The organism is Streptomyces sp. NPDC056128 (genome assembly GCF_042263835.1).
GTDB lineage: Bacteria > Actinomycetota > Actinomycetes > Streptomycetales > Streptomycetaceae > Streptomyces.
Genome location: NZ_JBHJVQ010000016.1, coordinates 118,810 through 139,637, shown reverse-complemented (window position 1 = coordinate 139,637; position 20,828 = coordinate 118,810). Strand labels below are relative to the sequence as shown.

The 20,828-nt window shown below is 68.3% G+C and carries 21 protein-coding genes; 6 read left to right on the top strand and 15 right to left on the bottom strand.

Translation table 11 applies throughout. The annotated features are described in order from the left end of the window. Positions 1-4: 4 nt before the first annotated feature. The 8 genes from ACFC1X_RS26285 to ACFC1X_RS26250 all read right to left on the bottom strand — a co-directional run bounded on the left by ACFC1X_RS26285 (position 5) and on the right by ACFC1X_RS26250 (position 3,644). Positions 5-187, bottom strand: coding sequence for a hypothetical protein (locus ACFC1X_RS26285; protein ID WP_376357564.1), 183 nt, complete (start codon positions 185-187; stop codon positions 5-7). 91 nt (positions 188-278) lie between these two features. Further along, a complete protein-coding gene (locus ACFC1X_RS26280; protein WP_376357528.1) occupies positions 279-608 on the bottom strand; it encodes a SpdD-like protein in 330 nt (109 codons plus the stop codon). A 20-nt stretch (positions 609-628) separates the two neighbouring features. Continuing rightward, positions 629-784 (bottom strand): hypothetical protein, encoded by a 156-nt coding sequence (locus tag ACFC1X_RS26275; RefSeq protein ID WP_202546018.1) that lies wholly within the window; start codon positions 782-784, stop codon positions 629-631. A gap of 12 nt (positions 785-796) precedes the next feature. Then, entirely contained in the window at positions 797-988 is a 192-nt protein-coding gene (locus tag ACFC1X_RS26270; protein WP_007387681.1) for a mobile element transfer protein, read from the bottom strand. A 21-nt stretch (positions 989-1,009) separates the two neighbouring features. Further along, positions 1,010-1,693: a DUF2637 domain-containing protein gene (locus ACFC1X_RS26265; RefSeq protein WP_376357526.1), complete on the bottom strand. Its 684-nt coding sequence runs from the start codon at positions 1,691-1,693 to the stop codon at positions 1,010-1,012. Positions 1,694-1,710: 17 nt separating this feature from the next. Further along, positions 1,711-1,908: a hypothetical protein gene (locus ACFC1X_RS26260; protein WP_376357524.1), complete on the bottom strand. Its 198-nt coding sequence runs from the start codon at positions 1,906-1,908 to the stop codon at positions 1,711-1,713. A gap of 20 nt (positions 1,909-1,928) precedes the next feature. Then, a complete protein-coding gene (locus ACFC1X_RS26255; RefSeq protein WP_376357522.1) occupies positions 1,929-3,284 on the bottom strand; it encodes an FtsK/SpoIIIE domain-containing protein in 1,356 nt (451 codons plus the stop codon). A 3-nt stretch (positions 3,285-3,287) separates the two neighbouring features. Then, positions 3,288-3,644, bottom strand: a complete 357-nt coding sequence (locus ACFC1X_RS26250) for a hypothetical protein (protein WP_007387638.1) — start codon at positions 3,642-3,644, stop codon at positions 3,288-3,290. Between the two features lie 457 nt (positions 3,645-4,101). On the opposite strand from ACFC1X_RS26250, the gene ACFC1X_RS26245 reads away from it, so the two are divergent. Beyond that, positions 4,102-5,112 (top strand): XRE family transcriptional regulator, encoded by a 1,011-nt coding sequence (locus ACFC1X_RS26245; RefSeq protein WP_376357562.1) that lies wholly within the window; start codon positions 4,102-4,104, stop codon positions 5,110-5,112. Here the strand turns inward: ACFC1X_RS26245 and ACFC1X_RS26240 are convergent. Together ACFC1X_RS26240 and ACFC1X_RS26235 are read right to left on the bottom strand one after the other, a co-directional pair. After that, a complete protein-coding gene (locus tag ACFC1X_RS26240; RefSeq protein WP_376357520.1) occupies positions 5,096-5,890 on the bottom strand; it encodes an NUDIX domain-containing protein in 795 nt (264 codons plus the stop codon). The two genes, ACFC1X_RS26245 and ACFC1X_RS26240, sit on opposite strands and share 17 nt — an antisense overlap. Before the next feature lie 1,085 nt (positions 5,891-6,975). Further along, complete coding sequence (locus ACFC1X_RS26235) at positions 6,976-8,574, bottom strand: hypothetical protein (protein WP_376357518.1); 1,599 nt, start codon at positions 8,572-8,574, stop codon at positions 6,976-6,978. A 1,067-nt stretch (positions 8,575-9,641) separates the two neighbouring features. Here ACFC1X_RS26235 and ACFC1X_RS26230 point away from each other — a divergent pair. After that, the gene (locus tag ACFC1X_RS26230; protein ID WP_376357516.1) at positions 9,642-10,988 is read left to right on the top strand and encodes a hypothetical protein; all 1,347 of its coding nucleotides are present in this window, start codon (positions 9,642-9,644) and stop codon (positions 10,986-10,988) included. 673 nt (positions 10,989-11,661) lie between these two features. On the opposite strand, the gene ACFC1X_RS26225 is transcribed toward ACFC1X_RS26230, so the two are convergent. From ACFC1X_RS26225 to ACFC1X_RS26205, 5 genes are all read right to left on the bottom strand, one after another. Then, entirely contained in the window at positions 11,662-12,102 is a 441-nt protein-coding gene (locus tag ACFC1X_RS26225) for a VOC family protein (RefSeq protein ID WP_376357515.1), read from the bottom strand. Between the two features lie 115 nt (positions 12,103-12,217). Further along, positions 12,218-12,781 (bottom strand): dihydrofolate reductase family protein, encoded by a 564-nt coding sequence (locus ACFC1X_RS26220; RefSeq protein WP_376357513.1) that lies wholly within the window; start codon positions 12,779-12,781, stop codon positions 12,218-12,220. 215 nt (positions 12,782-12,996) lie between these two features. Next, on the bottom strand, positions 12,997-13,155 hold the full coding sequence (locus ACFC1X_RS26215) for a hypothetical protein (protein WP_376357511.1): 159 nt from the start codon (positions 13,153-13,155) through the stop codon (positions 12,997-12,999). Positions 13,156-13,177: 22 nt separating this feature from the next. Beyond that, on the bottom strand, positions 13,178-14,101 hold the full coding sequence (locus ACFC1X_RS26210) for a patatin-like phospholipase family protein (RefSeq protein WP_376357509.1): 924 nt from the start codon (positions 14,099-14,101) through the stop codon (positions 13,178-13,180). Positions 14,102-14,207: 106 nt separating this feature from the next. Beyond that, complete coding sequence (locus ACFC1X_RS26205) at positions 14,208-16,064, bottom strand: FAD-dependent oxidoreductase (protein ID WP_376357508.1); 1,857 nt, start codon at positions 16,062-16,064, stop codon at positions 14,208-14,210. Positions 16,065-16,394: 330 nt separating this feature from the next. On the opposite strand from ACFC1X_RS26205, the gene ACFC1X_RS26200 reads away from it, so the two are divergent. The 4 genes from ACFC1X_RS26200 (at position 16,395) to ACFC1X_RS26185 (ending at position 20,792) form a co-directional block, all read left to right on the top strand. Then, the gene (locus ACFC1X_RS26200) at positions 16,395-17,642 is read left to right on the top strand and encodes a SchA/CurD-like domain-containing protein (protein ID WP_376357506.1); all 1,248 of its coding nucleotides are present in this window, start codon (positions 16,395-16,397) and stop codon (positions 17,640-17,642) included. A gap of 164 nt (positions 17,643-17,806) precedes the next feature. Next, positions 17,807-18,247, top strand: a complete 441-nt coding sequence (locus ACFC1X_RS26195; protein ID WP_376357505.1) for a cupin domain-containing protein — start codon at positions 17,807-17,809, stop codon at positions 18,245-18,247. After that, the gene (locus tag ACFC1X_RS26190) at positions 18,244-19,527 is read left to right on the top strand and encodes a beta-ketoacyl-[acyl-carrier-protein] synthase family protein (protein ID WP_376357503.1); all 1,284 of its coding nucleotides are present in this window, start codon (positions 18,244-18,246) and stop codon (positions 19,525-19,527) included. Before ACFC1X_RS26195 ends, ACFC1X_RS26190 begins: the two co-directional genes overlap by 4 nt. Next, positions 19,524-20,792: a ketosynthase chain-length factor gene (locus ACFC1X_RS26185; RefSeq protein WP_376357501.1), complete on the top strand. Its 1,269-nt coding sequence runs from the start codon at positions 19,524-19,526 to the stop codon at positions 20,790-20,792. The genes ACFC1X_RS26190 and ACFC1X_RS26185 overlap by 4 nt, the downstream gene beginning before the upstream one ends. Positions 20,793-20,828 lie beyond the last annotated feature (36 nt).

Genomic DNA, 20,828 nt, shown 5'->3' with positions numbered 1-20,828 from the left:
GCCGCTACCTCCCGGCACGGACGAGGGAGGCGGCGGGGATGGTCGTGCCGGTGCCCTTGCAGGTCGGGCAGGTGACGCGGAGGGTGGCGCGGGTGCCGTCGGGGTGGCGGGTGCCGGTGGTGATGGCGACCGTCGGGAAGCCGTCGCAATCGCGGCAGATGCGCGCGGTGGGGGCGTGCTGGGGCATCATGAGGGTGCCTTTCGGGTCCGTTGGGTCTGGAAGGTGGGAAGGCGCCCGGGGCGGCGGTTCTTTGGCGAGAGAGCCGCCCCGGGGGCCGCTAGCGACGCCGGGCGTCGGAGGCGAGCAGGGAGCGCAGGACGACGGCGCAGACGGCGACCGAGGCGCCGGTGATGGCGACCGCCAGGAGCATGGAGACCAGGACGGCGCCGACGACCAGGACGACGGCGGTGCCGCCGCCGATGAGGGCGAGCGCGGTACCGGGCGTGAGCTGGATCGTGGGCCGGGTCGAAGCCGGGACCGGAGCCGGGGCGGCCGAGGCCGGCGGCGTGGTCGGGGTGCCGGGGGTGACCGTGGTCGGTTCGACGACGGCGGGCGGGGTGACGATGCCGGTGGGCTGGGGCATGGTCGGGAGCTTGGGCCGGAACATGAACGTTCCTCCTTCCTTGGTTACTTGAGGGCGGTGTCGATGACCGGGGCAAGGACGCTGTCGGCGAGGAGGAATCCGCCGAGCAGGAGCACGCCGATGAGCCACCAGGGCGGGCGGATGAGCTTGACGCCGAGGACTCCGACGATCAGCAGGGCGAACCAGAGCGGGACGTCCATGACGATGGCCTCCTAGCGGACCTTGCAGCGGTGGGTGCGGGCGGCGAGCTGGGCGGCGGACTGGCTGGTGTAGTCGGCGGACCAGCCGCAGCCGTCGGAGCTGCACACGGCGGCGTGCTTGGTCTGGCCGTGGCGGTCGCGGTGGGTGCCGATCTGCACCGGTCCGATCCGCATCACGGAGTGGAAGAAGTCGCGGGCAGGCATGACGGGTGATCTCCTCTCGGTTCAGGCGAGTTGGGCGGCGATGGCATCGGCCATGTGCGGCGGGACGCCGAGACGTGCGCGAAGGGTGTCGGTGTCGATCCGGGCACCGGTTCGGTGTTCGTGGTCGGCGGCGACCTTGCGGGCGTGGTCGACCAGCGCGGCCGGGACCGGGACGGCGGGCGGGGGTGCCGGTGTCGGGCCGGCGGGCGGGAGAGTCTGAGCGGCGTCGACGGAATCGACCGGTTCCGGAGCCGGGTCAGCAGCAGGTGCCGGAGAGGGCTGCGCCTTGGGCACGGGGTCCGGGTCGAGTTCGGCGGGTGCCGTTGAGGTCGAGGGGCGTTCCGCGGGCGAGTGGACGAGGAGGGTGCCGCCCATGAAGGCCAACGCGGGCCAGGCAGCGACGAGGATGCGCAGCCAGGCCGGAACGTTGCTCAGGTCGAGCAGGCCGGCGGTGGCGACGTTGGCGCCGAGTGAGGCGACCAGGGCAACCAGGAACCAGCACCAGGCCAGCCGGGACGGCCCGTCGGAGCGCAGTCGGCGCCAGGCGGCGACCAGGAGCAGGTCGACGGAGACCGGGTAGGCCCAGGCCTTCCAGCCGGTCTGGCCAGCCGCTTCGGCAAGGTCGTGCAGGTGGGCGAAAGACAGGGCGCCGGCGATGACGGCTTGCACCAATACGGCATCCACGCGGAGCACGGTGCGGGGCATGGTGTCCTCCTTCCAGGTCAGTCGGTGGCCTGGCCGGTGCCCCAGCAGGTGAGGCACAGGGCGGTCTGGTGGTCGTCGGTCACGCGGCCCTTGCGGGCGCCGACGCGGACGGTTTCGCGGGTCTCGCCCTTGCCGTCGCAGTCGGGGCACTTGGCGGGTTCCGGCGCCGGCGGGGTGGTCTTGCGGCGGGTGGTGGGCTTCTTCGCAGTAGCCATGAGGAACCTCCCGAGCGGGGTCAAGCGGCGGCCGGGGCCGACTCGACAGCCGGGGCCGGGACCGGGGCGAGGGTGCCGAGGGCGGGCCGGAATGGCGCGAGGGCGGGCAGATCCGGGGTCAGGTCGGCGTGCCGGTTGCAGACGTTCACTGCCTGGCGCAGCGAGGTGTGCGGGGCGCGGACGCGGGCCCAGCCACCGGACGAGTCACCGGTGACGGCGACGCCGGGCGTCTCGGTGGGGATCTGGATCGCGGCCAGCACGGCATCCGGGGCGATGTCGCCGAAGGCCATGTTCGCCGAGGATTCGTCGTTGACGCGGTGCGCGGTCCGGCCGGTGAGCTGCGCACGGAGCATCGTGATGCCCTTGCCGAGTTCCGAGCCGAAGCGCTGCCCGCAGATCTCCAGATAGACGCCGGCGGCACGGCCGAGCTGAGCCAGCCGGGCGAGCGCGGTGATGATCCGATCCCGGCGCTTCTCGTCGTCCTTCGTGGCGAAGAGGGCGAGTTCGGCGACCTCGTCGACCAGGACCACGATCGGCACCGGACGCAGGTCTTCGGGCAGGTCCCAGATGTCGGCGGCGATCTCGGCATCCGGCACGTCAGCGGTGATCCGCTGGTGAGCCCGGATGAGCTGATACACGTCCTGCATGTGGGACACGAGGGCGGCGAGGAGTTCGGCGGCGGTGTCGGGGTTGTCGGCGAGCGCGGAGAACCGACGTGCCAGCGGGAACAGCTCCACACCCTGCTTGCAGTCAATGCCGACCAGGGCGACCCGTTGCGGCGCGAGCCCGGCCACGAGGGTGCGCTGATAGACCGACTTGCCGGACTCCGTGGCGCCGAGGGTCAGCCCGTGCGGGACCGCGCGGTAGTCGCGGTAGTGCACGGCTCCGTCCTCGCGCAGGGCCACCGGGACCCGCATCGGCCGGGTGTCGACGCGGGCAGGCATCTGCACCCGCTTGAGCACGTCGTAGCCGGTCATCCGCAGCTCCACCACACCCGAGCGCAGCTCACGCGAGGTGACGCCGTACAGGGCGAACGAGTGCCGGAGCCGGTCGCACGAGGCCGCCACGTCGAAGGCGTCCTGACCGGGCCTGAGCTTGAGCCGCAGGACCAGGCCGGTCCGGGTCACCCCCAGCCGGAGGATGCGCGGGGCGCGGGGGCCGGGGATCGGCCGGTTGGTCATCCGGGCCAGGGTCAGGCGCCAGCGCGGGGCCGGGACTGTGAGCCCACAGGCGTCCATGACCGAGCCGTAGCGGACCAGGACCCGCAGCGCGGCGAGGGTGACCCCGAAGGTCATCCAGTACCAGGCGGGGCGCCGCCACCGCAGGAGACCCGCAGCGGCGACGACCAGCACCAGGGCGACGGTCAGCCACGTCATGGCTCAGGCCGCCTTCGAGGACGAGGCGCCGGCGGCGAGAGAGGTCACGGCGACCGCGCGGAAGGCGATGCCGTGGCGCTTCTGACCGTTGAACTCGTTCTCCCACGGCCGGGCGATCAGACCGGTCAGTGCGACCGGGGTGCCCATCATCAGGTCACCGGAGATGCCGGTCTCGGGGACGGTCACGGACAGGATCTCGACCTCGCCGTTGGCCGCGAACATGACGTCCACGGTCGACAGCGCGGCGCCGGTCTCGGCGTCCATGGCCCGCTCGCCGGTACGGCGGTCCTTCACCTTCGGCTGGGGGGACTGGGCCACCATCACGGTGGCGGTGGAGGTGTCGACGGGAATCTGACGCATGATGGAACTCCCTTTCCGGGGACGGGAGCGGCGGACTTGCTTGGCGATGGGTCGCCGCTCCTGTGCGATGGCGGGAGCCCGCAGCTAAGCCGCAGGCCTTGCGCTTCCAACTGGTGCGCACCAGTAGATTGCATCTGGTGCGCACCAGATGTCAAGCACCGTCGCGCGCTGGAAGCTTCCAACTCCCCTTGCTGCGACAGTTCTAGGGAAGCGCTCGCGCCAACGCCCCGGTAGCCAACAGGTCTTAACCGGGGGCCTGTTAACCCCTGCCGACCTGCGCTGATGTGAGGCATGCTGCTGTTACGGCTCAACACCCATACGCAGGGCGGCACTAGCGATGAACGGACTCAAGGCAGCGAGAATCGCGCGGGAATGGTCTCAGGGGCGCCTGATCCACGAGATCGAACGCCACGCTCGCCGGCACCTTCTCACCATTGCGTCGACCGCCAGCCTGAAGGTGTACGTCTCGGAGTGGGAGAACGACCGCCGCCCCATCTCAGCGCAGTACGCGAAGATCCTTCGTGCACTACTGGGCGTCACAGACGACGAGCTGACCGGCGGGACGGAAACGGCTGCCGTCGTCTCCGTTGCCGACGGATACGACGAACTCATGGGCCGCATCGACGCAGCTCGCAGCGTCAGCCTGACCATGGTCGAGACGTTCATGGATCAGACGGAACTACTCCGGACCATGGACCGGCAGTTAGGTGCCGCGAGCCTCGTCGACCAGATGTCCGCACACCTTTCGACCCTTGAGGACGCTCTCACGTTCGCCGTACTCCCCGAGACGCGACGACCGGTCGCCCGGGCACTCGCCGGGGCGGCGACCCTGGCAGCGTGGCAAGCACTCGACGTGGGCGCCGTTGAACGGGCCTGGCGGAACTACGAGCTGGGCAAGCGGGCAGCCCAGGAAGCCGAAGAGCCGATGTATCTGGCACACGCCACCGCTGAGCAGGCCTACGTACTCTGCGACGCCGGACGCCCATCCATGGCAGTCGAGCTGATACGGGACGCGCAGCGACTCGGAGGGGCGGCCATGTCCCCGCGCCTCGCGGCTTGGCTGTACGCGGCCGAAGCTGAGATCTGCGCCCGCGCCGGCCTCCAGGACGAGTGTCAACGGGCGCTTGAGAAGGCGGGCAGGCGCCTGCCGCCAGGAGAGCAAGCACGAGACCCGGACATGCTGAGCATCTTCCTGAACGCGGGGCATCTGGCCAGGTGGAGGGGGAACGCACTTGCACTGATCGGCGACGACGACGCGGTGAGCAACCTCTACACCGCGCTGGAAACGGCCGACCCGACATTCATACGGGCATCAGCCGGCCTGCGCTGTGACCTCGCGCAAGCGCATCTCGCTCGGGGCGAGTACAACCAGGCGCACGAGCACCTGCGGCAGGCTCGCCTTGTAGCGAGCAGGACCGGCTCAGTGCGTCATCGGCGACGGATCGAGCAGCTTACGCAGCAGTTGTAGGCGACGCGCCGGCGCCCCGAGAGGAGAGGACGTGCAGCAGCGCGACCAAGGTGCCCGACCCCATGAGTTCGCCGCGGGCCATCAGGCCGGGGATGTCGGCAAGGGGCACCCACGCGATGTGTCCGGCCTCTTCAAGGTCGGTCGGCTCGCCAACCAGCGTCGCGCCGTGGCCCACGAAAATCTCGTGCGGGGAGTCGACCATGCCGACCATCGGCTGATAGGTCACCACGTGCTCCAAGGAGTTGGGCCGCCAGCCGGTCTCTTCCTCGAACTCACGCATGGCCGTCTGCAACGGCTCTTCTCCGTCGTCGACGATCCCGCCGGGTAGCTCCCAGCCGAAGGACTGCGGGACGAAGCGGTACCGCCACATCATCAAGACGCGGTCCTGATCATCAATGACGGCAGCGATGGCCACATGGTGGAGGTGTACTACGTGGTGCTCAAAGCGCTTCACACCGGGAGGCTCGACATCCACGAGGGCGAGCTTCACCCAACGGTTGTCGTACAGCGTCCGCTCACCGTAGATCTTCCACGGCTCAACATCAGTCGGTGCCTCGGTGACGGCAGACCGGTCGGGCACGCGGTACGAGCTACGACCGTGCACCTCGACGGCGCCCTCAGAGACGAGCTTGGCCAAGACCTGACGCAGCGCCGTACGGCCGATGCTCAGCTCTTCGGACAGTGTCCGCTCGGACGGAAGCTTGACCCCGGGCTGGTACTTGCCCGTCGTGATCCACTCGCGAATCGTGCGGTAGACCCGCTCCGACTTCGGCCCCATCCGGTGAGCACGCTCCTTTGGATTCAACTTGCGGTGACCCGACCAGCGTAGCCGCAGCCTGCTCACGTGAGTAGGCAGATCGGCCGGGGATCAGCAGCCAGAAGAGCGCGGTAGGACTTTCCCTACTTCATCAAGGCTCGCTTCGCTCGCCTCGCTCCCGGCCTCCTGGAACTGCAAGCAGTCCGATCGGGAGATCGGAGGTGCCGCGCACAGCGCGGCGGCGCCGGTCGGTCGCCGCCGCGCCACCCCTCCTTGCCTTCGTCACCGGGGCAGCGCGCCGTCGCCCGCCCGCGCCCACAAGGGGCGAAGACCAGGCCGGGGCAGGGTGGGAGGGCGATGCCCAGGTCAGAACCCCGTCGTGGCTGGGGCGGTCGGCTCCACGGCTTTAGGCAGCCACTTTGGGGCGAGCCTCTAAGATCATGGCCCCAACGTCGTGCTTTAACGGGCAGGTCAACAGACTGCCCGACTCGCCGGAAGCTTACGGGGCCATGATCACTCGCCCCAAAGCAGCTCCAGCCCAAAGCCGTTCCACCGCCCTCTCTATGCAGTGCCGGCCTACGTGCCGCCGAGGCCGGTGCAGCCCGTCAATAGCTGCCCGAGCGACATGCTCATCTGCCAGACTGGCGAGCGTTGGCAAGCCGGGGAGGGCGCGGTGGCACCAGGTAGGGGGTACCAGCCTCGGGACCACCGAGGTCGTTGGGCAGCGTCGCGCCGACCACGTCCGAAGGGGCCGCCTTGGTGGTTCGTCGTCGGCTTCGTGGTGATCCTTCTAGTCGTGATCTACGCGCAGTAACCACCTGGCTTGCCACGGCCGATTTGGGGCACTGCTGCCAAGCGGTGTCAAGGCTGGCTGGTTCGGCTGACATCAGCGGCTGGCACCAACAGGTGCGGACGATGCCGACCAACGCTGAATCTCAACGGACTATCAGTCGACGGCACTGGCCAGTTGGCCGATGGTGTCGGCCCCTCGTGATCGACCTGATAAAAATAAGGCCGATCTGCAATGCGCATGGGTCAGGCCGCCGCCATCAACTGATGGAAGTGGCCGGCCAGGTTAGGGTCGCAGTCGTCTGAGTTGCATGAAGTCAGCCGGAGAGATACTCCAGAACAGCAGTAACTGCAGCATTTCTCATTTGACGGGCACGCTTAGTGCCGACGTAGTATGCCCGCTTAAAGACTTCTTCGTCAGACTTTAGGACCTCACCAATCGTCAGCAAGCCAAGCTCATCCCGTAGCTTCGAGCGCTGAAAATTAGTCACATCAAGATAGTCGATGGACCTATCGAGCTGCGCTTCCAGAGCCTGATTTCCTGTAGAGTCGACGCTACCCAGAGCGAACTTATCGATCGGACGATATGCCGGGTGATTTGCCCCGTACTCAACCATTCGCTTCAAGTACAAGTGCTGCCTGACGTGCTGGCCAAACTTAATTGGTTCCGCATCTTGGGCGAACATGCAGCCCAAGTTGACCATGTAGCGAGTACCAATCTCTCCGCGGGTTGCTCGAATTCCTGCGTCACCTTCCTGCACGATCCCGCTATAGCAGAGCAGACGCAGAGCTTCACGCACAGCCTGGGGTGCATCCCGATGGATCCAGAAATAGGAAGAGGTCTGCGAGGACCGACCGCTATTCCGCGCGAATAGCGCAGGTAGCACAGAGTCCTCAATAAAGCTCCGCCCCCAGTCGATCAGCCCACTATGCCCGGGATACCTCTCCGACAAGTTCGAGTGCTCTTTCCAGATCTCTTCTCGATAGTACTCCCTGATCGTCTCCTGTGCGTTCCTCCGATTAAACGGCGAACGCATAAGGAGCGTCTTGAGCAGGATGCGGGGGTTACCCGTGGCAGCATAAGAAAGCGTGTCAAATACGTCACCATTCGGTTCGATCTGTTTTTTGAGTGAACCATCTTGCTTGTAAACGATCGACCGCATCGCTGAAGCGTATTCGGAATCCGTCACGTTGCGATCCACGGATAGCAACGATGCATCATGCGTAGGCTGAAAAGCCTGCCCATAAGACGTAGCGCCTGGATAGACTGCGGCCTTGACCGTCAGATACGGGCTCCGCAGGTCACGCATCAAGGTGAAGAACTGGCGCTGTTGCTCCGGAATGAAAACATGGGCCGCCTCGTCAACAAATACGACCACACGCTTAATTCCCGTATACCGGCAGAGATCTTCCACGGCGTCACGCAGGACTTCGGGTACCGGTACGCTCACAGGCAGATCTTGCTGCTGATCATGCATCCACGACGTCTCGAAGATTGATTCTACTTTCTGCATACCTGCGTAATTACCGATGGCAGAACTGCCCTGAATCGCAGTAATTGCAGACCCGCCAGGGAGGGTCAGGCCAAACGTCGAGGCGGCACGCAAGATGCTCGTGCACAGCTTAGCCATCATCCACATCAAGAACCGGTCTGGCGTATCTTGTCGAATTAGGCTCGCCTGCGCGAAAGTGACATAGACGGGCAAGACCTTCAGCTCAGAGAAATCCCGACGAATCTCCGCCTCGGCAGCTCTCATCAAGAAGGACTTACCGACGCCGCGACTCCCCTTCAGAACAACAGGAGATCGCCCTTTCAGCGCGTCAATGAGATGGCGGTCTGTATCCGTCTCAACCAAATAGTCGAGAATTTCTTCCGGAGGAATATCCTCAGTGCGATAAACGATGTCACTCTGCATACAACGCTACCCTTCCAAGGGAAGACCGAGTACGGTTCGAACCGACTTCAAATGAGAGAGGCTATGCTCCAATGTCGCACCCAATTGACCATTGTCTCGCGAAAGGAGTTCTGAAGCGTAGCGCCCGTACAACAAGAATAGGACTGACTGTGCAGCATTTCGTGCTGTCGTGACCCAATCCTCTAGCGCCACTCTGGAAAAACTTACATCCTTGGGCAAAGAATCCGTCACTGCGAGTTTCCCGTGCACGAACTGCGAGCAATGCCGGTACGCCCTGGCAGACATGGCGGCATAGGCCGCTGCTTCCTCGACATCATGTTCGAAAAACTCGCGCATAAAGGACTTCGAGAGGACGCCCGAGTTCTCATCGAGAGCTTCCGACCAGGAGAAATCACGCCTATCGGATACCCATTGCCTCCTATGAAGTTCATTAGCAGAAAAGTAGACAGCGGCGAAGCTAAGTTCCAAGAAAGTGCGAACGCCACCGAAGGCCATTCTATACAAGCCGCAGGAAGCTGCGTACGTGGCAAAACCCAATTCTCGCCGGGCGTCAGCAAGCTGTCCAGCCTCAGGCCTATCTGCCATTCGAGCTTCCCATAGCCCGATATCAGCTTCGAGCTGCAAAATAGCGCCGAGTGATGTGCCACACACAGACGTCGAAGATCGAATTACATCACTACTAAGGTCAACCAGGTGAGAGAAGTGCTTAAAAATTCCCACACTCTCGGTCGAATCCATAGCGCCGTCACCCATTAACGATGCCTCCCCCAGGACACACGCCGTTCAGAGCAGCCTCACATCAAGGCCCCGACCCGCAGTCTATCTCCAACATCGGCCAGCGAACGCTGAGTTGTCGGCTCCTGCGCCGACGAGATCCCCACGACTGTGGCCAACTGCCATCAGACTCGGGTGGCTGGCCAACGCGCCCAGCAGCCTTCGCGCCCGTAACTCAGTTCGAATGACCAGGCATGCAACCGTCGACGGACGGTGACTGTTCCTGTGGCACCGCCGGTTGTCAGTGCTGTGATCTACAGTTCCCCAATCACGCGATCAACTCTGAGGGACACATGGCTACTTGGCTTCTGAACTGCAACCCGAAAACGTTCAAGCTCGACGAATACCGCAGCGACGGAGGGGTCCTGACGTCGTGGACCATTGCCCGGCACAAGGAGGAGGTCGCCGGTGGCGACGAGTTCGTGCTGTGGGTGAGCGGACCCAACGCGGGTGTTGCTGCGTACGGCCACTTCACAGGCCCTGCAGAGTTCGGTCAGCTAGATCCTCGCTACTGGGCGACCGATCCTGGTCGAAAGCACTTCGTGCCTCTAGAGGTCGACAGGTGGCTTGACCTGCGCGTGCCGAAATCTCAGCTGGCCAGCGACGCGCGCATGTCCGACGCGACGATCCTTCGGCAGCCCTTCGCGGGCAACCCTCATCGCTTGACTGCCGACCAGTGGCAGGCCATCCGCGAAGCCATAGAGGTCTCGGAGGGTGGTGATCCGGGATGGGATCTGGACCCGGGCAACACGATTCGTCGCACCGACCTGCATGCACGCTACGGAGGGAGCTCTCAGAACGGGATCTCGCCCTCCGGTACGTCGGACAACATCCTGATCTTCACGGCGCCGAGCTCTGGCCACCAGCACGGCTACTTCGATACCTGGAACGAAGACGGCACCTTCCATTACACCGGCGAAGGCCAGTCCGGCGACCAGAGGATGACCCGAGGGAACAAGGCCGTCCTGGAGCATCGCGAGACCGGTAAGCGCTTGCGTCTCTTCGACGGGGCCCGCGGAACGGTGCGCTACCTCGGCGAGTGGACGCTGAACCAGGAGCAACCCTTCACGTGGGCGGATGCGCCAGAGACGGGTGGCGGTCCTCTCCGGAAGGTCATTCGGTTCCACCTCGTTCCCGTGCGGGCAACGATCACCACGCCGGAGGTGAAGGTCGGGCAGGGCTACGTTGCTGTTGACGAAGACGTTGCACCCGCGCCATCAACCCCGAGCACCCCGGATCCGGATCTCGTGGGCCGCAACTTGTCGGCGCACCGCAGATTGCAGAATCAACTGGCTCAGGAGGCGCTGAGCCGCGGGCTGGAAGCTCTGTCTCCGGACGTCGCCGATCCCGACTTCGATCTTGCCTGGCGTGATGGCCAAGATCGGCTTACCGTCTGTGAGGTCAAGTCTCTGACGCGCGCCAATGAGCCCCGTCAGCTTCGGGCCGGCCTCGGACAGGTCTTGGACTATAAGGACCAGCTCAGCGACCGCACCGCGGAAGTCTCGGCGGTCCTATGGGTCGAACGTGAGCCGTCCGAGCTCAGGTGGGTCGACCTCTGTCGACGGGTCGGTGTCACGCTCGCATGGCCTGGCCGGGAGAACGCAGCCTTCTCCCGCGAACACGGCGACACCCGAGACTGAACCGCGTGATCACCCCCACCTCCGGACCGTTCACAGTTTGGGGCTTCAACTTGTGATCGCTTCTCTTCCCGTCAGCACAGTGCGTCAGAGCTGGTCACAATGACAGTGCTGACCTCTGGACCATTCATGGACGGAAGCCCGGAACGTTGACCTGGTTAAGCTGCTGACCAGCACGTTGGCAGCCGGTTGAAGCGGCCTCCGGAGCCGTGTGCGCAGGTTCGAATCCTGTCCGCCCGGACGTCTCCGCACCGCGGGGCGCTACTCCGGCGAATGTGTGAGATCAGCCGGTCTTGCCCCTGCGTGATCCGTCGCGTCGGACTTCCAACTGCGCTTGTACTCGACACCGAGGAACTTGAGGCGGAAGGTACCGGTGTCGGTCCGGGCAGGGTCGGTCCCGCCTGTGCGCCCCTTTCGGAACCAGGCGCCGGCGCAGGCGACGACCAGCGCGCCTACGCCGGTCAGCTTGGCCGTGCTGGTTCCAAAAGCGATCAGGACCACGGCGAAGACCAGAATGGCGAAGAAGATCCATGCGTCCAGGCGTCGGTTTGCCAGGGCCGCCGTGGCAGCTCTGCTGCCACAGGGAAATCCGCCACGGCCAAGTTCTACGTCGACAAGCCCAACTGATGGCCAGGTAGGCTTTGGCGCCCCGCGCTCCCTGCACGGATTCTGCCTCTCAGTGCAGTTGCTCGGCCAGGCCGATGATGATGCCCTCTGGGCCGCGGACGTAGCAGAGGAGGTAGGTGTTCTCGAAGTTGGCGATTTCGCCGAGGAGTTCGGCGCCGTGGGGGCGTAGGCGGGTGACTGTGGCCTCCAGGTCGTCGACGGCGTACATGACTCGGTGGGTGCCCAGGATGTTGTGGGGGCGGTTGCGGGGTGTGTCGGCGGTTGCCGTCGGAGTGCGGTACCTCGACAGTTCGAGGCGGCTGTGGCCGTCCGGGGTGCGGAGCATCGCGATGTCGCAGTGGACGCCGTCGAGTCCGGTGCACTTGTCGGCGACGGGGCCCTCGACCTCCGTCCTGCCCTCCAGCTCCATACCGAGTTCTACGAAGAACGCGATCGCGGCGTCCATGTCCTCCACGACGATGCCGATGTTGTCCATTCGCTGAATCGCCATGATCTCTATTCTCCCTTTTCGTCCTTGTCGTGCGGCCGGTGGTGGCCGGTGACGTCCCTGGGACGGAGTCGGGGGCGCGTTCTCGACATCCGTGGACGCAGAGTCGGGGACAGCTTCACACCGGGACGTATCGGGTCAGGATGATGCCGCTGCGGAACGTCTTCGCGTCGGTCAGTCGGAGGCTGGGGATCTCGAAGCCGTCCGGGAAGAGTCTGCGGCCTCTGCCCTGGACCACCGGGTAGACGAACAGGCGGTACTCGTCCACGAGGCCGGCCTCGATCAGGGTGTGGGCCAGGCGGATGCTGCCGGTGAGGACGATGTCCTTGCCGCCCTCCTGTGCCTTGAGGGCGCGGACCTCCTCGACCGGGTCGCCCGCCAGTACGGTCGAGTTGTCCCACATCGGGTCGGTGAGCGTGGTGGATACGACGTACTTCTGGACCTGGTTGAGGTATGCGGTGATGCCGGTGGTGTCGTCGGTCTGGTTCGGCCAGTAGCCGCGGAAGTCCGCGAACGTCTGGCGGCCCAGCAACAGCGCGTCGGCGCGGCTGTCCTGCCGCTGGCTCTCCTCCATGACGTCGGCCATGTCGACCTCGCCCTGGGCCTGAGGATCGAACCAGTCGGTGAGCATCTCGATCGAGCCGTCGACGGTGATGTTCTCGGTGATCGCGAGTGTGCGCATGTCGGTTCTCCTGAGCGGGTGGCCACGGGCGGGTACGGGGGTTCCGTCGCGTGACACTCTCCCAGGGCGGACGTCGCTTTTGTCCGACCATGCTCGCCGCCGACCGTGTGACGACCGAGGCGATGAGCGGTGCTTGTGTCGTCAGCCGGCGCTGTCGTAGCGCCGGGCGAATTCGGCGGCTCCCTTCAGCGACTCCGCGCCGAACATGACCGCGCCTACCGGTACCGAACGGACGCGGCGATCATCCGCACCCGGGCGTTCTCGCGGACGAATCGGTCGACGGCCGGGTCCGCGCCTTCGCTGTGGAGGATGTGCGCCTGAGAGAGGGGCGGTTCGGTTATCGGTTCGGGTGTCGGTTCGACTTCTTCTGTCATGTTCGGATTCTCTTTCGGTGGGTCACCGGGCCGGGAAATGTTCCTTCCCCTGCGGATCCGAGCCGTCCCACACTCCCCGGACCGCCTCCGCGTACTCCCTGCCCTGGCGTCGTCCCTCCCGGGCCGCGCCCGGGATGCGCGCGGCGTTCAGGGGGTTGCGGCCGAAGGCTCGGCGGGAGGGTCGGTCGGGGGTCAGGAGGGTGGCTCGGGTGCCGTGGGTGGTGAGGGTCCGGATGTGGGACTGGGCGCTCGGGGTGGCGCCCGCGGCCTTCGGGATGGGGGCCAGGACTACCACCCTCGCGCAGTCCGTGAGCAGGTCGGCGTTGGTCGTGGAGCGTACGCCGCCGTCCATCCAGCGGGACTTGCCGATGGTGATCGGCGGGAAGAGGGGTGGCAGGGCGCAGGTGGCGGCCATGGCGTGGGGGAGGTCGACTCCGTCGGCTGCCGTGAAGGCGGTGGGGGTGCCGGTCAGGGCGTCCACCGCGAAGAGGCGTACCTGGCGCTCCGGCCAGTCCGGGACCGGGATGTGGGGGCCTATCGCCTCCAAGACCGCGGTCTCCGGTACGTCGCGTACGGAGAGAGCCAGCCGGCCGAGGCGCTTCAGTGTCTTGTCCGGGTCGCGTGAGCGCAGGGACGCCCACAGGTACCTGACCGTCATCGACAGGGTGAAGTCCACGTCGATCATGGGGCGTTCGCGGTTGATCTGTTCCGTGTACAGGGCGGACGGTGTCGAGCCTTTCGCCAGGTCCAGGGCCAGCAGGGAGCCGGCCGACGTGCCGGCGAGGACGTCGGCGTCGCCGAGGTGCACACCGGCGTCGGCCAGTCCCGCCAGTACGCCGACCTCCCAGCCGTAGGCGGTCAGGCCGCCGCCGCCCAGGACCAGGGCCGTAGTCGGTCCGTTCGCCTCGTTCGGCACGTGTCCGTCCCCCTTGTCGAGTGCCCACATACGGGGACCACTCCCCGTTTCGCTTGCCGTCGAGACGGTAGCAAACAAGTGGGGAGTGGTCCACGTTTAGCCTTCGATGCTCGTCACGTGCTCGTTCCCGTGCTTCTTACGGGCGGGCCAGCACCGTCCTGATCACCTGGCGCAGCATCGACTCGGGGTCCGGGGCCGGGCCCGGGGAGCGCCAGGCGACGAAGCCGTCGGGGCGGATCAGGACCGCGCCGCCACGGGTCACTCCGTGGGACTTCGCCCAGTCCTTCTCCTCGTCGTCCTGGACCAGGTCGGCCTCCGGGGTGCCGCCCACGCGGTACGGCTTCAGCGGGATGCGCATCTCGGCCGCCAGCCGGGTCGCCGCCTCGTGCCAGCCGGTGGGCTGGGCGGCGTCGCTGAGCAGGACCAGGGAGTCCTCGTAGAGGTCCAGGGTGGAGACGCGGGCATCGCCCTGGCGGAGCCAGAGGTGCGGGGCCCTGCTGCCGGGGGCGCCGGTGAGGTCGAGGCCCTCCGGGACCACCGGGGTCGCCGGGTCGGCGCCGACCACCGCGCCCTGGGGGTAGCGGTAGCCGAGGGCGACGTTCAGGATGCCGCCGGGGCCGCCGGCGGGTGCCCCACCAGGGCCGCCAGGCCCACCAGGACCGCCCGGGCCTCCGGGCGCGCCACCGGGCCCACCGGGCCTACCGACCGCCCCACCGGGACCGCCCGGACCACCAGGCGCCCCACCAGGACCACCAGGACCGCCAGGCCCACCGGGCCCACCAGGCCCCCCACCCGCACCCGGCCCCCCACCCGTCATCCCCGGCGGCGGCGCGAAGCCCGGGTGGCTGTGTTCCACCGAGCGGCCCGCGGCTCGCGCGCTGGTGGCCTCGGCGACCGGGCGGCGTTCCGCGTCGTAGGTGTCCAGGAGGCCTTCGCCCGCCCAGCCCTCCAGGACCGCGGCCAGTTTCCAGGCGAGGTTGTGCGCGTCCTGGATGCCGGTGTTGGAGCCGAAGGCGCCGGTGGGGGACATCTCGTGGGCCGAGTCGCCGGCGAGGAGGACGCGGCCGGAGCGGTAGCTGCGGGCCACGCGCTGGGCGGCGTGCCAGGGGGCCTTGCCGGTGATCTCGACGTCGAGGTCCGGGACGCCGATCGCGCGGCGGATGTGGGCGGCGCAGCGCTCCTCGGTGAAGTCCTCCACCGTCTCGCCCTGTTCGGGGTGCCAGGGGAGGTGGAAGACCCAGTTCTCGCGGTTGTCGACCGGCAGGAGGGCGCCGTCGGCGTCCTCGCCGGTCAGGTAGCAGACGATGAAGCGGCGGTCGCGCACCACGCCGGCCAGGCGACGGGAGCGGAAGGTGGCGCTGACGTTGTGGAAGAGGTCGCCGGGGCCGCTCTGGCCGATGCCGAGCTGCTCGCGGACGGGGCTGCGGGGGCCGTCGGCGGCGACCAGGTAGTCCGCGCGGATGGTGGTGTGCTCGCCGGTCTCCCGGCTCTTCACGACCGCCGTGACGCCGTCGGCGTCGTCCTCGAACGACAGCAGCTCGGTGCCGAAGCGCAGGTCACCGCCGAGGTTGGTGGCGTGGGTGAGGAGTTCGGGCTCCAGGTCGTTCTGGCTGCACAGGCACCAGCCGCTGGGGCTGAAGCGGGCCAGTCCGCCGCCCGGGTCCATCTCCTTGAGCAGCCACTCCCCCTCGTCGCCGACCAGCGTGGTCGTCTGCAGGATGCCGTGGTTCTCGGCCAGGGTGGCGGCGGCCTTCCTGATGTCCGGCTCGGTGCCGGCCACCCGGAAGATCTCCATGGTGCGGACGTTGTTGCCGCGCCCGCGGGGGTGGATGGAGGTGCCGGCGTGGCGCTCCACCAGGGTGTGCCGGACGCCGAGGCGCCCCAGGAACACCGAGGTCGACAGGCCCACCAGGGACCCGCCGACGATGAGGACCGGGACCCGGTGGACCGCAGGGGCGGCGGCGCCTCCGGACCGGTCGGCTCTTTCGTTCATTGATTCGTCCTCCGTTGTGACACACGTCCGTCGTTCGGTAGGGCGGACGTCGTCCTCGCTGTGACCGACGGGCGTCCTCGTATGCGGGACCGTCGTCGAGTGATTCGCCCCGCGCCAGATGTGCGCCGGGGCCCTCATGCCTTCCCCGTGCGGCCTGATGAGGCCCGCGGCGGAGGAGCTTTCACCCGCTTAACACTCCTGGCGCGCGGTCCTCGCGGGCACGGCCGACGATCGGCTTATTGCGACCGGCGTACCCGCCCGAGCCATGGCGTGCGCCGCGACGATCGCCCCCAGTCCCAGAGAAAGTTCCCCGGAGAAGAGGTGGGCCGGATGACGGTCTCTCCCGTCGAAACAACGGATGGCGTGTCGGCGGATGCCCTGACCACTGACGCCGGGACGACGCCCGTCGCCCCGGCCGCGGACGCCGACGGCGTATCGACATCGGCGTTCGACGGATCCCGCGTACGGGTCGTGCTGATGCTGGACATCCACGACGGAATGCAGCAGGAGTTCCTGGACGCCTACGACGGCATCCGCGACCGGGTCGCCGCCGTTCCGGGACATATCAGTGATCAGCTGTGCCAGTCTGTCGACAACCCCACCCAATGGCTCCTCACCAGCGAGTGGGAGACCGCCGAGCCCTTCCTGAGCTGGGTCAGCAGCGACGAGCACCTCGACATGGTCGAGCCCCTGCAGCACTGCGTCCGGGACACCCACTCCCTGCGCTACAGCGTTCTGCGCGAGACCGAGGGCGAGGACGATCAGACCTCGTCCGGCGCGGCCGGTGAGGCGCTGCGGTCCGCTCCCCGGATCGGGAACAACCTCGTCCGGCACGCCCTGACCTTCACCGTGCGGCCCGGCAGCGAGGTCGACGTCGCCCGGCTGCTGTCCGACTACGCGGCGCCCGCAGCCCAGGTCGACGACTCCGGCCGGCTGCTGCGCACCTCGGTCTTCATGCACGGCAACCGGGTCGTCCGGGCCGTGGAGCTGCGGGGCGACCTGCAGACCGCGTTGCGGCACGTGGCCCGGCAGCCGGGCGTGCGGGCGGTCGAGGAGGCTCTCAACCCGCATCTGGAGCAGGACCGGGACCTGCGCGACCCGCGGTCCGCCCGGGAGTTCTTCACCCGCGCCGCCATGCCGGCCGTCCACCACGTGGCGTCGGGGGGCCGGGCCGGTGTACGCGGGCAGCGGCTCGCGCTGCTCTACCCGGTGCGGCCGGGCGCCGGTGCGGAACTGGCCCGGCTGCTGGCCCACCGGGACGCGTCCGCCCTGCGGGCCCAGGACGGCCCGGTCCTCGCCGCCACCGTCTTCCACCGCGACGACCTGGTCGTACGGCTCGTCGACGTGGACGGCGACCCGGACGGGGCGCCCGTCTCCGCCGTCCTCGGTCTGCCCGCCGCCGGACCCGGCAGGTCGGCCGGAGCCGCCGCGGCCGCCGTGATCGAGGCCGCCGAGCGGCTCCTGGACACCGCCGCGTACGGCGTCGACGGGACCCTCAGCGAGCCCCGCACCCTGGCGTTGTTGCTGGCGCGGGCCCGTATGACACCCCTGACCGACCGGCACGCGTCGGACGCCTGAACCACGCCCCACCGGCGCGGGCTCTCCTTCGCGCCACCCTCCCGAACCGACCGACACCCGCACCACGCACCCGGTACGGCCCGACGGCGCGCCCGCCGGTCCGCGTGGTCTCCCCGCCCCTCACCCTCCTCCCCCACCGCTTCTCGTCACCCGGAGTGAACGACATGACAGACCAGCAGGTAAACATCATCTCGATCGGCGACGTCGCGCCGAACCGCCGCCGCGGAGGAGACATCCGCGCCATGCTGACGCCCACCAGCGCGGGTGCGACCAGCGGCTTCATGGGCGTGGCCATCGTGCGGCCCGGCGAGCGGATCGCCGAGCACTACCACCCGTACTCCGAGGAGTTCGTGTACGTCACCGAGGGCGCCCTCGAGGTGGACCTGGACGGGGCCCCGCACACCCTCTCGGTCGGGCAGGGGATGCTGATCCCGCAGGACATGCGGCACCGCTTCCGCAATGTCGGCGACGTCGAGGCGCGGCTCGTCTTCCACCTGGGCCCGCTGGCCCCGCGGCCGGAGCTGGGCCACGTGGACACGGAGGACGCGGCCGGCAACGCCATCCCGCACGAGCGTCCCGCCGCGGCGGCCGAGGCGGTGTCATGAACCGGCGTCGGGTGGCCGTCACGGGCATAGGCGTCGTCGCCCCGGGCGGGATCGGCGTGTCCCAGTTCTGGGGCCTGCTGTCCGAAGGCCGTACGGCGACGCGCCGCATCTCCCTCTTCGACCCGGCCGGGCTGCGTTCGCAGATCGCCGCCGAGTGCGACTTCGAACCGGCCGACCACGGGCTGGGCCTGGCCACGACCCAACGCTGCGACCGGTACGTGCAGTTCGCGCTGGTGGCCGCCGCGGAGGCGGTCCGGGACGCGAACCTCGACCTTACCCGGCAGGACCCCTGGCGGGCCGGCGCCACGCTGGGCACCGCGGTCGGCGGCACGACCCGGCTGGAGCAGGACTACGTCCTGGTCAGCGAGCGCGGTGAGCGCTGGGACGTGGACGACAAGCGGGCCCAGCCGCACCTGGAGCGGGCGTTCACCCCGGCCACGCTCTCGTCCGCGGTCGCCGAGGAGTTCGGCGTGCGCGGGCCGGTGCAGACCGTCTCCACGGGCTGCACCTCCGGGCTCGACGCCGTCGGATACGCCTACCACGCGGTCGCCGAGGGACGCGTCGACGTGTGCCTGGCGGGCGCCGCCGACTCCCCCATATCCCCGATCACGATGGCCTGCTTCGACGCCATCAAGGCGACCTCGCCGAACAACGACGACCCCGCGCACGCCTCCCGGCCCTTCGACGCCGACCGCAACGGCTTCGTGATGGGCGAGGGCGCGGCGGTGCTCGTCCTGGAGGACCTGGAGCACGCCCGGGCCCGTGGCGCGGACGTGTACTGCGAGATCTCCGGCTACGCGACGTTCGGCAACGCGTACCACATGACCGGGCTCACCAAGGAGGGCCTGGAGATGGCGCGGGCCATCGACACGGCGCTGGACATGGCCCGCATCGACGGCTCGGACATCGACTACGTCAACGCGCACGGTTCCGGCACCCAGCAGAACGACCGGCACGAGACCGCGGCCGTCAAACGCTCGCTGGGCGAGCACGCCTACGCGACGCCGATGAGCTCCATCAAGTCGATGGTGGGTCACTCGCTCGGCGCGATCGGCTCGATCGAACTGGCCGCGTGCGTCCTGGCCATGGCCCGCCAGATGGTGCCGCCGACGGCCAACTACACGACCCCGGACCCCGAGTGCGACCTGGACTACGTGCCGCGCGAGGCACGGGAGCGGAAGCTGCGGCACGTGCTGTCGGTGGGCAGCGGCTTCGGCGGCTTCCAGTCGGCGGTCGTGCTGAGCGCTTCCGGTTCCGGTTCCGAAGGAGGGCAGCGATGAGCGGACGGCAACGGACCAACGACGGGGCCAGGCGCGCGGTCGTCACCGGGCTCGGTGTGGTGTCCCCGCACGGTGTCGGCGTCGAGGCGCACTGGAAGGCCACCGCGGACGGCACCAGCAGCCTGGGGCCCGTCACGCGGGAGGGCTGCGACCATCTGCCGCTGCGGGTGGCGGGCGAGGTGCGGGGCTTCGAGGCGGCCGAGACGGTCGAGGAGCGCTACCTCGTGCAGACCGACCGGTTCACGCACTTCGCGCTGTCCGCGGCCCAGTTCGCGCTGGCCGACGCCCGGTTCGGCCGGGCGGACGTCGAGTCGCCGTACTCGGTCGGCGTGGTCACCGCCGCGGGTTCCGGCGGCGGCGAGTTCGGGCAGCGGGAGCTGCAGAACCTGTGGAGCCAGGGCTCGCGGTACGTCGGCCCGTACCAGTCGATCGCCTGGTTCTACGCGGCCAGCACCGGCCAGGTCTCCATCCGCAACGACTTCAAGGGCCCCTGCGGGGTCGTGGCCGCCGACGAGGCGGGCGGCCTGGACGCCCTGGCGCACGCGGCGCTGGCCGTGCGGGGCGGCACCGACACGGTGATCTGCGGCGCGACGGAGGCACCGCTCGCCCCGTACTCGATCGTCTGCCAGCTGGGCTATCCCGAGCTGAGCCGCGCCACCGAACCCGACCGCGCCTACCGTCCGTTCACCGAGGCGGCCTGCGGCTTCGCGCCGGCCGAGGGCGGTGCCGTGCTGGTCGTGGAGGAGGAGCGGGCGGCCCGGGCGCGCGGCGCGGACGTGCGGGCGACGGTGGCCGGGCACGCGGCGACCTTCACCGGGGCCGGCCGCTGGGCCGAGTCCCGGGAGGGGCTGGCCCGCGCGATCGAGGGCGCGCTGGCCGAGGCGGGCTGCCGGCCCGAGGAGGTCGACGTGGTCTTCGCGGACGCCCTCGGTGTCCCGGAGGCCGACCGGGCCGAGGCTCTCGCCCTGGCCGACGCGCTCGGCCCGCACGCCGCGCGCGTGCCGGTCACCGCGCCCAAGACCGGGACCGGGCGGGCGTACTGCGCCGCTCCGGTGCTGGACGTGGCGACGGCGGTGCTCGCCATGGAGCACGGGCTGATCCCGCCCACCCCGCACGTGGTGGAGGTCAGCCACGACCTGGACCTGGTGACCGGCCGGGCCCGCCCCGCCGAGTCGCGCACCGCTCTGGTGCTGAGCCGCGGGCTGATGGGCTCCAACTCGGCCCTCGTCCTGCGGCAGGGCGGCACCGCGCCGTCCGCGCACTGAGACCGACCGACGCCAATCCGAGTGAGCGCCGCGTGT

Excerpts from the sequence above, each read along its gene's own strand:
- ACFC1X_RS26285 (WP_376357564.1), bottom strand. The coding sequence starts at position 187 with ATGCCCCAGCACGCCCCCACCGCGCGCATCTGCCGCGATTGCGACGGC.
- ACFC1X_RS26280 (WP_376357528.1), bottom strand. The coding sequence starts at position 608 with ATGTTCCGGCCCAAGCTCCCGACCATGCCCCAGCCCACCGGCATCGTC.
- ACFC1X_RS26275 (WP_202546018.1), bottom strand. The coding sequence starts at position 784 with ATGGACGTCCCGCTCTGGTTCGCCCTGCTGATCGTCGGAGTCCTCGGC.
- ACFC1X_RS26270 (WP_007387681.1), bottom strand. The coding sequence starts at position 988 with ATGCCTGCCCGCGACTTCTTCCACTCCGTGATGCGGATCGGACCGGTG.
- ACFC1X_RS26265 (WP_376357526.1), bottom strand. The coding sequence starts at position 1,693 with ATGCCCCGCACCGTGCTCCGCGTGGATGCCGTATTGGTGCAAGCCGTC.
- ACFC1X_RS26260 (WP_376357524.1), bottom strand. The coding sequence starts at position 1,908 with ATGGCTACTGCGAAGAAGCCCACCACCCGCCGCAAGACCACCCCGCCG.
- ACFC1X_RS26255 (WP_376357522.1), bottom strand. The coding sequence starts at position 3,284 with ATGACGTGGCTGACCGTCGCCCTGGTGCTGGTCGTCGCCGCTGCGGGT.
- ACFC1X_RS26250 (WP_007387638.1), bottom strand. The coding sequence starts at position 3,644 with ATGCGTCAGATTCCCGTCGACACCTCCACCGCCACCGTGATGGTGGCC.
- ACFC1X_RS26240 (WP_376357520.1), bottom strand. The coding sequence starts at position 5,890 with ATGGGGCCGAAGTCGGAGCGGGTCTACCGCACGATTCGCGAGTGGATC.
- ACFC1X_RS26235 (WP_376357518.1), bottom strand. The coding sequence starts at position 8,574 with ATGCAGAGTGACATCGTTTATCGCACTGAGGATATTCCTCCGGAAGAA.
- ACFC1X_RS26230 (WP_376357516.1), top strand. The coding sequence starts at position 9,642 with ATGGCTACTTGGCTTCTGAACTGCAACCCGAAAACGTTCAAGCTCGAC.
- ACFC1X_RS26225 (WP_376357515.1), bottom strand. The coding sequence starts at position 12,102 with ATGGCGATTCAGCGAATGGACAACATCGGCATCGTCGTGGAGGACATG.
- ACFC1X_RS26220 (WP_376357513.1), bottom strand. The coding sequence starts at position 12,781 with ATGCGCACACTCGCGATCACCGAGAACATCACCGTCGACGGCTCGATC.
- ACFC1X_RS26215 (WP_376357511.1), bottom strand. The coding sequence starts at position 13,155 with ATGACAGAAGAAGTCGAACCGACACCCGAACCGATAACCGAACCGCCC.
- ACFC1X_RS26210 (WP_376357509.1), bottom strand. The coding sequence starts at position 14,101 with ATGTGGGCACTCGACAAGGGGGACGGACACGTGCCGAACGAGGCGAAC.
- ACFC1X_RS26205 (WP_376357508.1), bottom strand. The coding sequence starts at position 16,064 with ATGAACGAAAGAGCCGACCGGTCCGGAGGCGCCGCCGCCCCTGCGGTC.
- ACFC1X_RS26200 (WP_376357506.1), top strand. The coding sequence starts at position 16,395 with ATGACGGTCTCTCCCGTCGAAACAACGGATGGCGTGTCGGCGGATGCC.
- ACFC1X_RS26195 (WP_376357505.1), top strand. The coding sequence starts at position 17,807 with ATGACAGACCAGCAGGTAAACATCATCTCGATCGGCGACGTCGCGCCG.
- ACFC1X_RS26190 (WP_376357503.1), top strand. The coding sequence starts at position 18,244 with ATGAACCGGCGTCGGGTGGCCGTCACGGGCATAGGCGTCGTCGCCCCG.
- ACFC1X_RS26185 (WP_376357501.1), top strand. The coding sequence starts at position 19,524 with ATGAGCGGACGGCAACGGACCAACGACGGGGCCAGGCGCGCGGTCGTC.